At 72.9% G+C, this 13,064-nt stretch carries 13 protein-coding genes and 1 pseudogene; 6 read left to right on the forward strand and 8 right to left on the reverse strand.

Going from position 1 to position 13,064, the window contains the following annotated elements; translation table 11 throughout:
* Positions 1-56 precede the first annotated feature (56 nt).
* From OG594_RS29635 to OG594_RS29645, 3 genes and pseudogenes are all read right to left on the reverse strand, one after another.
* A pseudogene (locus OG594_RS29635) lies at positions 57-290 on the reverse strand (alpha/beta hydrolase); the annotation flags it as partial.
* 121 nt (positions 291-411) lie between these two features.
* A complete protein-coding gene (locus tag OG594_RS29640; protein ID WP_266604907.1) occupies positions 412-840 on the reverse strand; it encodes an SHOCT domain-containing protein in 429 nt (142 codons plus the stop codon).
* A complete protein-coding gene (locus OG594_RS29645) occupies positions 840-1,247 on the reverse strand; it encodes a DUF6325 family protein (protein WP_150259270.1) in 408 nt (135 codons plus the stop codon). The genes OG594_RS29640 and OG594_RS29645 overlap by 1 nt, the downstream gene beginning before the upstream one ends.
* A 113-nt stretch (positions 1,248-1,360) precedes the next feature.
* Between OG594_RS29645 and OG594_RS29650 the strand changes: the two genes are divergently transcribed.
* Both OG594_RS29650 and OG594_RS29655 read left to right on the forward strand, forming a co-directional pair.
* Complete coding sequence (locus tag OG594_RS29650; RefSeq protein WP_266604911.1) at positions 1,361-2,731, forward strand: FtsW/RodA/SpoVE family cell cycle protein; 1,371 nt, start codon at positions 1,361-1,363, stop codon at positions 2,729-2,731.
* On the forward strand, positions 2,728-4,188 hold the full coding sequence (locus OG594_RS29655) for a penicillin-binding transpeptidase domain-containing protein (protein ID WP_266604913.1): 1,461 nt from the start codon (positions 2,728-2,730) through the stop codon (positions 4,186-4,188). Before OG594_RS29650 ends, OG594_RS29655 begins: the two co-directional genes overlap by 4 nt.
* Positions 4,189-4,237: 49 nt before the next feature.
* Here the strand turns inward: OG594_RS29655 and OG594_RS29660 are convergent, their stop codons facing one another.
* Complete coding sequence (locus OG594_RS29660) at positions 4,238-5,347, reverse strand: ferritin-like domain-containing protein (RefSeq protein ID WP_266604915.1); 1,110 nt, start codon at positions 5,345-5,347, stop codon at positions 4,238-4,240.
* Between the two features lie 168 nt (positions 5,348-5,515).
* On the opposite strand from OG594_RS29660, the gene OG594_RS29665 reads away from it, so the two are divergent.
* The 3 genes from OG594_RS29665 (at position 5,516) to OG594_RS29675 (ending at position 7,831) form a co-directional block, all read left to right on the forward strand.
* The gene (locus OG594_RS29665) at positions 5,516-6,445 is read left to right on the forward strand and encodes a diiron oxygenase (RefSeq protein ID WP_266604917.1); all 930 of its coding nucleotides are present in this window, start codon (positions 5,516-5,518) and stop codon (positions 6,443-6,445) included.
* 392 nt (positions 6,446-6,837) lie between these two features.
* Positions 6,838-7,551 carry a TetR/AcrR family transcriptional regulator gene (locus tag OG594_RS29670; protein ID WP_266604919.1) on the forward strand — a complete coding sequence of 238 codons (714 nt, stop codon included), beginning with the start codon at positions 6,838-6,840 and terminating at the stop codon, positions 7,549-7,551.
* 10 nt (positions 7,552-7,561) lie between these two features.
* Positions 7,562-7,831, forward strand: a complete 270-nt coding sequence (locus OG594_RS29675; protein ID WP_266604921.1) for a hypothetical protein — start codon at positions 7,562-7,564, stop codon at positions 7,829-7,831.
* 85 nt (positions 7,832-7,916) lie between these two features.
* Here the strand turns inward: OG594_RS29675 and OG594_RS29680 are convergent, their stop codons facing one another.
* The 3 genes from OG594_RS29680 to OG594_RS29690 all read right to left on the reverse strand — a co-directional run bounded on the left by OG594_RS29680 (position 7,917) and on the right by OG594_RS29690 (position 10,661).
* A complete protein-coding gene (locus OG594_RS29680; protein ID WP_266604923.1) occupies positions 7,917-9,170 on the reverse strand; it encodes a HAMP domain-containing sensor histidine kinase in 1,254 nt (417 codons plus the stop codon).
* Positions 9,167-9,892 carry a hypothetical protein gene (locus OG594_RS29685; RefSeq protein WP_266604925.1) on the reverse strand — a complete coding sequence of 242 codons (726 nt, stop codon included), beginning with the start codon at positions 9,890-9,892 and terminating at the stop codon, positions 9,167-9,169. Before OG594_RS29685 ends, OG594_RS29680 begins: the two co-directional genes overlap by 4 nt.
* Positions 9,893-9,992: 100 nt before the next feature.
* Positions 9,993-10,661: a hypothetical protein gene (locus tag OG594_RS29690; protein ID WP_266604927.1), complete on the reverse strand. Its 669-nt coding sequence runs from the start codon at positions 10,659-10,661 to the stop codon at positions 9,993-9,995.
* Between the two features lie 186 nt (positions 10,662-10,847).
* Here OG594_RS29690 and OG594_RS29695 point away from each other — a divergent pair, with 186 nt between their 5' ends.
* Entirely contained in the window at positions 10,848-11,657 is an 810-nt protein-coding gene (locus tag OG594_RS29695; protein WP_266604932.1) for a nuclease-related domain-containing protein, read from the forward strand.
* Between the two features lie 258 nt (positions 11,658-11,915).
* On the opposite strand, the gene OG594_RS29700 is transcribed toward OG594_RS29695, so the two are convergent.
* Positions 11,916-13,046 carry a Ku protein gene (locus tag OG594_RS29700; RefSeq protein WP_266604933.1) on the reverse strand — a complete coding sequence of 377 codons (1,131 nt, stop codon included), beginning with the start codon at positions 13,044-13,046 and terminating at the stop codon, positions 11,916-11,918.
* Positions 13,047-13,064: the final 18 nt, after the last annotated feature.

Below are 13,064 nucleotides of genomic sequence, written 5' to 3' on the forward strand. Positions count from 1 at the left end.
TGGCTACGTCCCTGAGACGAGGCAGCCCGACCGCCTGTGACACGGGTGCGTGTGACCTACGTCTCCTGCTTCGGGGGCTGCGCGAGGATGCGCCGGAGCCAGCGGGTGCGGGCGTTGCGCGCGTCCTGGCTGAGGGCCGCCTCGGGGGCCAGGCCGTCGAAGCCGTGGAAGGCGCCCGGCCACACGTGCAGTTCGGCCCGGCCGCCGGCGCGCCAGATCGCGTCGGCGTAGGCCACGTCCTCGTCCCGGAAGGTCTCGGCCGACCCCACGTCGATGAAGGCCGGCGGGAGTTCGGGGTCCAAAGGGGGTGTGTCCCCCGGTGCGAGGTTCATTCGGGGCAGTCAACCACTGGCCCCCCTCCGGCCGGGGCGGTGAGCCCCGGCCGGAGGGCGGGGCCGGCCCGCGCCCTACTCAGCCGCGCAGCAGGCGGGCCTTGGCCGTCGTGAACTCCTGGGGGGTCAGCAGGCCCTCGCGGGCCAGGTCGGCCAGCTGGGTGAGCTCCGCCACCAGGCCGGTCGAGGGGACCGGCCCGCCCGCTGCGGTGTGGTCCGGAGCAATCGCCGCCACCGGCCCCGGCTCCCACCCGGGCCCCGGCTCCGACTCCCACCCCGACTCCCACCCCGGCTCCGGCTCCTGCCCCCGTTCGGCCGGCTGGGGGAATTCCGGCGGCGCCCCGGGCGGCGGTTCGGCCGGGCCCGCAGCCGCCGGCCCCGCGGCCCCCACCGAGCCGGCCGTCGGCTCCGCCGCTCCCGACGCCCGCGCCAGCAGCCCCCGCAGCAGCGGGTGCCCCGGCGGGCGGTTCGCCGGGCGGACCGTCACTCCCATCGGGCGGATGAACATCAGGCCACCCCCGCCCGCGGGTCCGCAGGCACCCGGTCCGGCGGGATGCGGACCGAGCCGACGATCCGGCCGCCCGCGGCCCGTACGGCGATCGCCGCGTCCTCGGCCCACAGGTGTTCGACGACGAGCAGCAGGGCGCAGCTCCCGCGTTCCAGCAGCCCCGCCGCCTCCTGGATGTCCTCCGGCCCGATCAGCCGCGCCACGTCCCGGCCCGTCAGCAGGCCGTGCAGCTCCACGAACTCGTCGAACTCGGCCGCCAGGACGTCCCCCGACGCCGTCCTCGTCGCCACGATCCCGTCGATCAGCCGGACCACCCCGGTCTTGCGCAGCCCCATCACGGCCTCGACCGCCGGGGCCCGCAGCTGTTCCTCCGGGAAGGCGAGGACGATGAATTCCACAGGTCCCATGCGCCTCGGCTCCTCACGTGCGACGTGCGATGTTTCCGACCGTTTATGACGACTCTTCGGCACACTATGACATAAGCGGACATATCATCCGCCCGCTTGCTACGTTTCGGTGTATGACCGCTCTGACGGCAAAGGTGGCGGAGCCCGCCCCGCCCCCGCCCCCGGGCGCCGGCGCCCCCAAACGGCGCGGCATCGAGCTGACCCTCCTCGCCGGAGCCGTCCTGATCTCCGTCCTCGGTCACCTCTACGTCGGCCTCGCGACCACCGGCCACGTCCCCGGCCCCGCCGCCCGCTACGCCACCGGTCTGTGCGTCGCCGCCCTGCTCGCGCACCTCGCCGTCCGCCTGCGGGCCCCGTACGCCGATCCCCTCCTGCTCCCCATCGCCGCCCTCCTCAACGGCCTCGGCCTCGTCCTCATCCAGCGCCTCGACGTGACCACCCCCGGGCACCTCACCGCCGGGGACCAGCTCCTGTGGTCCGCCCTGGGCGTGGCGCTCTTCGTGCTGGTCGTCGCGCTGCTCGGCGACCACCGGGTGCTCCAGCGCTACGCGTACCTCTCCGTCGCGGTGGCCCTCGCCCTGATGCTGGTCCCCGTCTTCTTCCCGGCGGTCAACGGCGCGCACATCTGGATCCGGTTCGCCGGGCTCTCCTTCCAGCCGGGGGAGTTCGCCAAGATCCTGCTCGCGGTGTTCTTCGCCGCCTACCTCGCCGCGAACCGCACCGCGCTCGCCCTCACCGGCCGCCGGCTCTTCTGGAAGCTCCGGCTCCTCCCCGGCCGCGTCCTCGGCCCGATCCTGGCGATCTGGCTGCTCAGCGTCGGCGTGCTGGTCCTGGAGCGGGACCTGGGCACCTCGCTGCTGTTCTTCGGACTGTTCGTGATCATGCTGTTCACCGCCACCGGGCGGATCGGCTGGATCGCGATCGGGCTGCTGCTCGCCGCCCTCGGCGCGTACGCCGTCGGGACCTTCGAACCGCACGTGCACGGCCGGGTGGACGACTGGCTGAACCCCTTCGCCTCCATCGAACGTGGCGAGGGCCCGGGCCAGCTCGCCCAGTCCCTCTTCGCCTTCGGTGCCGGCGGCCTGCTCGGCGCCGGCCTCGGCCACGGCCAGTCCTTCCTCATCGGCTTCGCCGCCAAGTCGGACTTCGTCCTCGCCACCGCCGGCGAGGAGCTCGGGTTCGTCGGCCTCGCCGCGATCCTGCTCCTCTACGGGCTGCTCGTCGCCCGCGGCTTCCGCGCCGGGCTCGCCCTGCGCGACCCCTTCGGGCGGCTGCTCGCCACCGGGCTCGCCTCGATCGTCGCGCTCCAGGTGTTCGTCATCGCGGGCGGCGTCACCGGCCTGATCCCGCTCACCGGCATGGCCATGCCCTTCCTCGCGCAGGGCGGCTCCTCCGTCGTCACCAACTGGATCATCGTCGCCCTGCTGGTCCGGCTCAGCGACAGCGCCCGCAGCCCCCGCCCCGCGAAGGAGCCGGCCGAGTGATCCGCTACATCCGCTGGTGCGCGTACTTCTGCGCCCTCCTGCTGGTCGCCCTGCTGGTCAACATCGCCCGCGTGCAGGTCTGGGAGTCCGCCGCCTACGGCGCGAACCCGGCCAACAAACGCCCCGCCATCGAGCGCTACGCCGAACCCCGGGGAGACATCCTGGTCGACGGGCGCCCCGTCACCGGCTCCCGCGACAGCGGCCAGTTGCTGCGCTACGAAAGGACGTACGCGAACGGTCCGCTCTACGCGCCGGTCACCGGCTTCTCCTCCCAGACCTACGGGACCAGCTTCGTCGAGCGCGCCGAGGACGCGATCCTGTCGGGCACCGACCCCGGGCTCTCCGCCTTCCCGCTCTGGTACGAACTGGCCCGCGGCCGCCCCGCCGGCGGGAATGCCGCCACCACCGTCCGTTCCGGCATGCAGCTCGCCGCGTACGCCGGGCTCGCGGGCAAGCGCGGCGCGGTGGCCGCCGTCGAGCCGGCCACCGGGAAGATCCTCGCGCTGGTCAGCAGCCCCTCGTACGATCCCGCCGCGCTCTCCGGTACGGGTACGAAGGCCAAGGAGGCCTGGTCCGCCCTGAACGCGGACCCCGCCCGGCCGATGCTCAACCGGGCGCTGCGCGAGACGTACCCGCCCGGCTCCACCTTCAAGATCGTGACGGCTGCGGCCGCCCTCGACGCGGGCGTGGTCACCGACGTGGACGCGCCGACCCGGACCCCCGACCCCTACCGGCTGCCCGGGACCAGCACCCTGCTGCCGAACGCGGGCACCGGCTGCGAGGACGCCTCGATGGCGGACGCGGTGCAGTGGTCCTGCAACACGGTGATGGCGAAGATCGGGGTACAGGTCGGGCTGCGCGGGATGGTGGAGGCGGCGCGCCGCTTCGGCTTCAACGACGGGGGGCTGCGCGTGCCCTCGTGGGTGTCCCGGTCGAACTTCGACACCGACATGAGCCAGGACCAGCTGGCCCTTTCCTCGATCGGACAGTTCAACACCACGGCGACACCGCTACAGATGGCGATGGTGGCCGCGGCCGTCGCGAACGGCGGCGAGCTCAAGTACCCCTACCTGGTGGAACGGACGACCCAGAACGACGGTTCCCAGGTCCGGCGCGGCGACCAGCGCAGCCTGGGCCGGGCGATGAACCCGGCCACCGCCGTCCGGCTGCAGGAGCTGATGGTCAAGGTGGTAGAGAACGGGACGGGCCGCAACGCCGCGATCCGGGGCGCGGTGGTCGGCGGCAAGACGGGCACCGCTCAGCACGGGGTCGGCAACGCGGGCACCCCGTACGCCTGGTTCATCTCCTGGGCCAGGGCCGAGGGTGCGGCGCTGCCCCGGGTGGCGGTCGCGGTGGTGGTCGAGGACGCGTCGGCGGACCGGGGTGACATCAGCGGCAACGGCGCGGCGGCGCCGATCGCGCGGGCGGTGATGGAGGCGGCGCTGGCCACCGGCTGACACCCGCCCCCGCCGCCCGGGCGCGTCGGGGGCGGCGCCGTGACACGACTCAGGAGGCGGCCGACCCGTCGGCGATGGTGGCCTCGACCTCCGCCACCCGCGCCGACTCCTCGGCCGCGAACCGCTCGCGGTCGAGGGCCTCGGCGATCTCCTCGTCCTGGCTCATCAGCAGGTCCAGGTTCGAGTCGCCCAGGTCGAAGACGCCGAGGTCGAGATAGGCCCGCTGCAACCGCTCGCCCCACAGCCCGATGTCCTTGACGCACGGCACGATCCTGCTGAACAACAGCTTGCGGAACAGGTGCAGGAACCCCGACTGCTCACTGATCAGCGCCGCTTCCTTGGCCGCGATCCCGAAGTTCTCCAGCACCTCCACCCCGAGCAGCCGGTCCCGCATCAGGTAGCAGCCCTCGATCACGAACTCCTCGCGCTCGCGCAGCTCGGCGTCCGTCAGCTGCTTGTAGTAGTCGCGCAGCGCCATCCGCCCGAAGGCCACGTGCCGGGCCTCGTCCTGCATCACGTACGCCAGGAGCTGCTTGGGCAGCGGCTTGGTGGTCGTGTCGCGGATCATGCCGAAGGCGGCCAGCGCCAGCCCCTCGATGAGCACCTGCATGCCCAGGTACGGCATGTCCCAGCGGGAGTCGCGCAGGGTGTCGCCGAGCAGCCCTTGGAGGCTGTCGTTGATCGGGTACAGCATCCCGACCTTGTCGTGCAGGAAGCGCCCGAAGACCTCGGCGTGCCGGGCCTCGTCCATGGTCTGCGTGGCGGAGTAGAACTTCGCGTCCAGGTCCGGCACCGACTCCACGATGCGCGCCGCGCACACCATCGCGCCCTGTTCGCCGTGCAGGAACTGGCTGAAGTTCCAGGAGGCGTAGTGCCGGCGCAGCTCGCCCCGGTCCTTCGCGGTGAGCTTGTCCCAGTGCCGCGTCCCGTACAGCGGCAGGGCCTCGTCGGGGGTGCCCAGCGGGTCGTAGGGGTCCACCTCGATGCCCCAGTCGATGCGCTTGGCGCCGTCCCACTGCTTGTCCTTGCCCTTCTGGTAGAGCGCCAGGAGCCGCTCGCGGCCGTCGGCGTACTCCCAGCTGAAGCGGGCGGAGCCGGCGGCGGGAACCTGCCAGACCGGCTCGCCCGGGTTCCCGGTGTAGAGCTCGTGCGTCGACACTGACGCCCCTTCGTCTCACGTACTGCCGTGTGGGACCGGACAGTTGGCAGCGTCACACGTTCGTAGACACGGGGTCAACAAGTCGTGCGCGAGGGATTGACGACCTTGCTGACAAGCAGTCTCATAAGAAGTGACCGCCGGTAACTCGACGACGAGGTGTCCGAACCCATGACGACCGTGACCGAACGAGCTGCGCTGCGGGACGCCCTCGGCCTGCTCAAGGACCGCGAGCAGATAGCCGAGCGACTGCTCGAATCCTCGGCCAAGCACTCCTTCGACCCCGACAAGGAACTCGACTGGGACGCCCCGGCGATCGAGGGCAAGTACTACTGGCCGCCGGAACTCCTCTCCCTCTACGACACCCCGCTGTGGAAGAAGATGGGGGAGGAGCAGCGCATCGACCTCTCCCGCCACGAGGCGGCGGCGCTCGGCTCGCTCGGCATCTGGTTCGAGATCATCCTCATGCAGCTCATGGTCCGGCACATCTACGACAAGTCCCTGACCAGCAAGCACGTCCGCTACGCGCTCACCGAGATCGCCGACGAGTGCCGCCACTCGATGATGTTCGCCCGCATGATCCAGAAGGCCGGCGCCCCCGAGTACCCGGTCTCCCGCCTCAACCACAACCTCGCGCGGATCCTGAAGACCGTCTCCACCACCCCCGGCTCCTTCGCCTGCACCCTCCTCGGCGAGGAGATCCTCGACTGGATGCAGCGCCTGACCTTCCCCGACGAGCGCGTCCAGCCGCTGGTCCGCGGCGTCACCCGGATCCACGTCATCGAGGAGGCCCGGCACGTCCGGTACGCCCGCGAGGAACTGCGCCGCCAGATGCTGACGGCCCCGCGCTGGGAACAGGAACTCACCCGGATCAGCTGCGGCGAGGCCGCCCGCGTCTTCTCGCTGGCCTTCGTGAACCCGGCCGTCTACGACAACGTCGGTCTGGACCGCCGTGAGGCCGTCGCCCAGGTGAAGGCGAGCGGCCACCGCCGCGAGGTCATGCAGAGCGGAGCGAAGCGGCTCACCGACTTCCTCGACGACATCGGTGTGCTGCGCGGGGTCGGTCGCAGGCTCTGGCAGAGCTCGGGGCTGCTGGCGTAGCTGCGGGGGTCGGCGGGCCGGACGCGTCGGCCGGCACCGGACCGCACAGGGTCTGGCCCTCACTGGGGCTGGCCCTCACCGGGCCGGGGCGGGACCGGCCGACCCGGGGCCGTGACCGGCACACGACCCGCACCGGGGCGGGACCGGAACCGGACAGCACTGGGGACCGGACGAGCCCCGCACCCGTGGCCGGACAAGAAGCGCACTCGGGCGGGGACCGAACTCGACCGGGACGCGGACGCGGCCATGGACGCGGACATGGACATGGGTGCGGACGTGGACGCGGACATGGGTGCGGACATGGACGTGGACGGAACACGGACGCGGGTCCGGAACGGGGCTGATCGTCCGGACACCCACGCGTCCGGCGGCCGCGGGGCTACCCTGCGGACATGACCGTACGCGCGTACCGCAGGCTGAGCGTCGAGGAGCGGCGGGCCCAACTCCTCGACGCCGCCCTCTCGCTGTTCGCGCACCGGGCGCCGGAAGAGGTCTCGCTCGACGACGTCGCCGAGGCCGCCGGGGTGTCCCGCCCGCTCGTCTACCGCTACTTCCCGGGCGGCAAGCAGCAGCTCTACGAGGCCGCCCTCCGCTCGGCCGCCGACGTCCTCGAACTGTGCTTCGCCGAACCCCAGCAAGGGCCCCTGACCCGGCGTCTGTCCCGGGCCCTGGACCGCTACCTCGCCTTCGTCGACGAACACGACGCCGGTTTCGCCGCCCTCCTGCAGGGCGGCAGCGTCGTGGAGACCTCCCGCACCACGGCGACGGTCGACGGCATCCGGCGGGCCGCCGCCGAGCAGATCCTCTTCCACCTGGGCGTACCGGACCCCGGCCCCCGGCTGCGCATGATGGTCCGTACGTGGATCACGGCCGTCGAGGGGGCCTCCCTCATCTGGATCGACGAGGGCAAGCAGCCCGAGGTCGAACAGCTCCGGGACTGGCTGCTGGACCAGTTCATCGCCCTGCTGACGGCCACCGCCGCCACGGACCCGGAGACGGCCGCGGCCGCCCGGGCCGCCCTCGCCCTGGAAACGGCGGACGGCCCGGTCGGGGTCCTGGCCCGCCGCGTGATCCCGGTGGTGTCCGAGGCCGCCCACCTGCTGTGACACTGATGGGGTGAGAAGCCAACCGACCCCGTTCGAGGGCGGCCCGATGGACGGCCGGGTCCTCCCCGTCCTCCTCGGCCCGACCGGACACCCCCCGAAGTGGTACGAGATCCCCGTCCCGGCACCGGACGGCGGCCCGCCGACGGTGCTGCTGTACGAACGCGTCCCCGCGGGGTACTCCAAGCGGCTCGGCCTGCAGAAGGGGTGGAAGTACGACTTCCGCCCCGCGGGCACCAAGCCCAAGATCCGCTGGCCCTGGACGAAGGTGCCGCCTCCCTGACGTCCCTGACGTCCCTGGCACCCACCGGACCCCGCCGGCGCTTCCCGCCGCGCGTCCCGCCGGCGGGTGCTTCGGGCGGAGGGGGCTACGGCGCCTGCGCCGGTACCTCGTGGGGGAGGGTCAGGACCGCCAGCCCGCCGCCGCCCTCCGCCACCCGGAACTCCAGCCGCGCCCCGATCACCCCCGCCTGCCCCACGGCGATGGTCAGCCCCAGCCCGTGGCCCTTGCCCCCGCTGCGGAAGCGCTGCGGGCCGTGCGCCGTCAGGTACTCGGGGAACCCGTCCCCGTGGTCCCGTACGGTCACCACCGGCCCGTCCACCGTCAGCACCACCGGTGGCCGCCCGTGCTTGTGGGCGTTGGCCACCAGGTTCCCGAGCACCCGTTCCAGCCTCCGCCGGTCCGTCTCCACGTGCGCGTCGCGGACGACCACCACCTCCGAGTCCGTCCCGGACGCCCGCACCACCCGGCGTACCAGCCGCCCCAGCTGGTGCAGATCGCTCTCCACCACCTCGCTGCCCGAGTCCAGCAGGGAGATCTCCAGCAGGTCCTCCGTCAGCTGCCGCATCGTCCGTACCCGCTCGCGCACCAGCTCCGTCGGCCGCCCCTCGGGCAACAGCTCCGACGCCGCCTGCAGGCCCGTCAGCGGGGTGCGCAGCTCGTGCGCCACGTCCGCCGTGAACCGCCGCTCGCTCTCCAGCTTCGACTGCAGGCTCCCGGCCATGGTGTCCAGCGCCGCGGCCACCGTCGCCACCTCGTCCTGGTGCCGCGAGGGGGTCCTCGTCCGCGAGTCGTCCACCCGCGCGTCGAGGTCGCCCTGGGTGATCCGCCGGGCCACGGCCGCCGTCAGGTGCAGGCGCCGGGTCACCCGGGTCACCGCAAAGGCGCCGACCAGCAGCGTGCCGCCGATCGCCAGCAGCGAGGAGCCGATGATCGCGTTGTCCAGCCCGCTGATCGTGCGCGCGCTCTGCCCGTAGTCGACGGTGGTCGCCAGGGCGCGGCCGTCCGCCGGGCCCGCCGCCCACATGGTCGGGCGGCCCCGGTGGTCCGCCACCAGCGTGCCCCGGCGCCCGCTGACGGCGAGCGTCCGCAGCTCGGGCGGCAGGCCGACGGGGTCCAGCCAGGAACCGCGCGGAAGGGGCTCGCCCGCCTCGTACGCGCGCGAGACCTCCAGCAGTTTGGCGAGCGCCTTCTCCCGCGCCGTGGCCACCGTCTGCCGGGTCACCTCCACGTGCACGAGGGCGCCCAGCACGGCCGCCAGAGAGCAGCACATCACCACGATGAAGCACGCCGACTTCCAGGTCAGCGTGGCCGTCCAGGAGGGCAGCCGCACGGGTCTCACGGCCGGCCCGGCACGGGAGCGGGCTCCCGGCTGCCCGGAGGCCCCTGATTGCCGGGCACCCGTACGATCTGCTCGCGCGTCGGCAGCATGGTGAGCTGCCTCTCGTCCCAGGACCAGGCGGTGATCAGCTCGTAGCCGCGGTTGCCGCTGGGCACCCGCAGGATCACGTCACGCCCGGCCAGCTCCACCGTGATGACGGTCTCCGTGGTCGCCATGATCCGGTTGAGCCGCCCGTCCGGGTCGGCCGTGTACACCCGTACGGACATCATCTTGTCCGGGAACTCGATGCCGACGATCAGCTCGTCCTTGCCGTTGCCCGTGAGGTCCCGGTAGTACGGCTTCAGCACCGGGCACGCCTCCGGCTCCTTCACGTCCTCGTCCTTCGGGCACTCCTGGATCGCGGCCACCGTGCGGGCCGGCATCCCGTCCGCGCCGACCTCGGTGTCCGGATGCGCGCGCAGTTCGGCCTGGACGAGGGCCACCGGGTCGACGGCGTGCACGTCCTGGTTGCGGACCGGCGGGATCCCCTTGACGTACTCGGGCGGGGCCCCACCCGGATCGGCGGGCGGTACGGACGCCCCGCGGCGGTCGGGCCACAGGTGTACGGGTCCGCTCGCGGTCGGCGTGGAACCGGCGCTCACCAGCCCGCCCGTGTCCCCGCAGCCCGCCAGCAGCGGGACCAGTGCGAGGAAGGGGAGCAGCGGGCGCGCGGAGATACGCAAGCGCAACCTGTTCACAACCCTTGTGCCCTTCTGCCCGCGATAGCCCGACGGTCGATCCCGCCAACCATATGCGGAGGTACAGCCGTTTTACCCGGCGGTGTCAGCTGTCCGTGCGCCCTCGGCGCAGCATCGCGAAGCCCAGCCCCGCGGCGCCGACGGCTGCGATCCCGCCGGCGGCGCCGAGCAGCAGCACACCGTCGCCCGGCCCGTCCGCCAGCGTACTCAGCCGCCGCCCACTGCCGGAGCCGTCGGCGACGACGTGGGTGTCCCCGGTGGACGCCTTCCGCGGAACGGAGGCCGGGACGACCTGCCCGCCGCGGGCGTCGTCTCGGGTCTCGTCTCGGGTCTCGTTGCGGGTCCCGGTCTTGTGACCGTCGCCCGCCACGGTGTGGTCGCCGCCCTGGGCCGGGACGTCGCCCACCCAGGAGGTCAGCCGCCCGGAGGAGTCCAGTGCCGCGTGCAGGTCCCCGTGACCGCCGAAGGCGGTGACCCCGTCACGGCTGGTCAAGGTGGCCGCCTTGGTGCCGTCGGCCGCCAGGATCTCGGCCTGGTAGCCCCCGTTCGCCGTGCGGTAGACCTTCGCCGTGGAGACCCCGTCCGCGAGCGAGAGGCTCTTGACGAGGATCGACTGCGGGGCCGCGGAGTGCGCGGACGAGGCCGCGGGGACTCCCTCGGCCAGGGCGGCGGCGGTGGGCAGGGCCAGCAGACTTCCGGCGCATGCGGTCACGGCGGCGGCGCGAACGAGAGTGCGGCGGCTGACGGTGCTCACGGAGAAGTCCTTCGGTGCCGGTCAGGGCCTGGGCCATCCAGGTGCGTCAAACCTAGGGCCCGGCCGTTGCGGCAGCGCCCCGTTCGTGTAACAGCGGGGTCGCAACGTTCCGTCGGAGTCGTTACACATCCGAGGGATTGCCCTGCGGCGCCCCGGCTGCTCCCATGGACGGCGGGGGTGAGGGCGATGCGCGGACTCAAGGTACTGCCGAGCGGCCGGCCCGGCCGCGGCCGGCTGTACGTCAATCTGCCCGACGGGCAGGCGGTGGCCTGGTACGACCGGCAGGCCAACCGGATCAGCGTCCTCGCGGACGACCACCGCGAGGCGATCCTGGCGGCGCTCCGCCCCTACTTGAGCGGGACGGTCTCGATCGGCCCGCCCCCGGTCCCCACCGCCTCCGACCTGCGACGCCTCGTGCTGCCGCCGGACGCGGACCTGGCCCCCAACCGCCCGGGGGAGACCCTGCTGGGCGAACTGGAACACGGCCCGGCGGGCACCAGGGCCCGGCACCGGCTGCGCCAGGACCTGACCGCGCAGCAGCGGATGGGCGACGCCTTCGACGCCCTGGAACCCGAAGGCTGGCGGACCCTGCACTGCGTACCGCTCCCGGGCTTGGGCCGCATCGACCACCTGCTCATCGGCCCGGCGGGGATCTTCTGCGTGCGTACGGTCCCGGGCCGCCGCCAACGCGCGGTGATCGGCGACCTCCTGCTCACGGTGGGCCGCACGGAACCCCGCCCGGACCCCCGCTGGATCCGCCGCGCGGCGGCCTTCGCCACGGCGGCCCTGGCCGCCAAGGTCACCCCGGCGCTGGCGCTGGTCGACGCCGCGCGGGTCGAGACGGCCCCCACCGTGCGCGACATCCGCATCCTCCAGTCCCCGACGGCGACCTCGAGCCTCGTGGCATCCCCCACGACGCTCAAACCCCCGGAAGCCGAGGCCCTCTTCGCCCGCGCCCGCGACACCACCACCTGGCTCACCCCCACCACACTCTGAGCCCCGCGCACACGTAATCCAGCCCCGCCGGCGTTCGAGCCGCCCCACCCTCGCCCTTCCGCCGCGCGCTCCGGGCGCCTTCCAGCCCCGCCGGCGTTCGGGGCCCCCCCTTGCCCTTCCGCCGCGCGTTCCGGGCGCTTCCCAGCCTCGCCGGCGTTTGAGGCGCGGGGTCTGGGGCGGAGCCCCGGTTTCGGGAAGGGGCGGGTAGGGGAAAGCGCCGCAGGCCCGCCCCGCCCCCGCCACAACTCCGGCTCAGGCTCAGGCGGAGGTCCGCTTCCGCGGCGTCGCAGCCTTCTTCGCAGCCGCCGCACCGGTCTTCTTCGCCGTGCTCTTCGCCGTGCTCTTCGCCGTGCTCTTGGTCGTGCTCTTGGTCGCCGCCGCACCCGAAGTGGACTTGCCGGCAGCCGCCTTGCCCGTGGTCGTCGCCTTCTTCTTTGTCGCAGCCGAAGCCGCCGTCTTCTTGGCCGAAGCCGCCGTCGACTTCTTCCCGCCGACCGCCTTCGGCGCAACCGCAGCCGCACCCGCACCCGCACCGGCACCCGCACCGGCCTTCCGCCGAATCGGCGTGACCTGCGCCTCCGCCTCCGCCCCGCCAGCCGCCCCCGCCTCCCCCCGGGAAGCCTTCGCCGCCCGCACGCTCTTCTCCAACGCCGCCATCAGGTCGATCACTTGCCCGCCGGCCGGCTCCACCACGGCCTCCGTCGGCTCGAACGCCCCGCCCGACTTCGCCACGATCAGCGCCTCCACGGCCTCCCGGTAGTCATCGTGTAGCGAGGCCATCTCCACCTCTCCCAGCGTCGCCATCAGCGCGTCCGCCAGGTCGAGTTCGGCGTCCCGTACGGACACCGCGACCTCCGGCGCCACCCCCTCCGGCGCCCGGATCTCGTCCGGCCAGAGCAGCCCGTGCATCGCGATCACGTCGTCCACGACGCGCAGCATGCCCAGCCGCTCCCGCCCCCGCAGCGCGTACTTGGCGATCGCGACCTTCCGGCTCCGCTTGAGCGCCTCCCGGAGCAGCGTGTACGGCTTCGCCGCCGTCGCACCGTTCGCCGCGAGGTAGTACGCCGCGTCCAGCTGTAGCGGATCGATCTCTTCCGCCGGTACGAACGACATGATCTCGATCGTCTTCGCGGTCGCCAGCGGCAGCTGCGCCAGGTCCTCGTCCGTGATCGGGACGATCGACCCGTCGGCCTCCTCGTACCCCTTGCCGATCTCGGCGCTCGGCACTTCCTCGCCGTCCAGCTCGCACACCTTGCGGTACCGGACGCGCCCGCCGTCACTCACATGGATCTGGCGGAAGGAGATCGAGTGGCTCTCGGTGGCGTTCACGAGCTTGATCGGGATGCTGACCAGGCCGAAGGAGATCGCCCCGTTCCATATGGATCGCACGGTTCCTCCTGTTTCGTG

The organism is Streptomyces sp. NBC_01214, from assembly GCF_026340975.1.
Classification (GTDB): Bacteria; Actinomycetota; Actinomycetes; order Streptomycetales; family Streptomycetaceae; genus Streptomyces.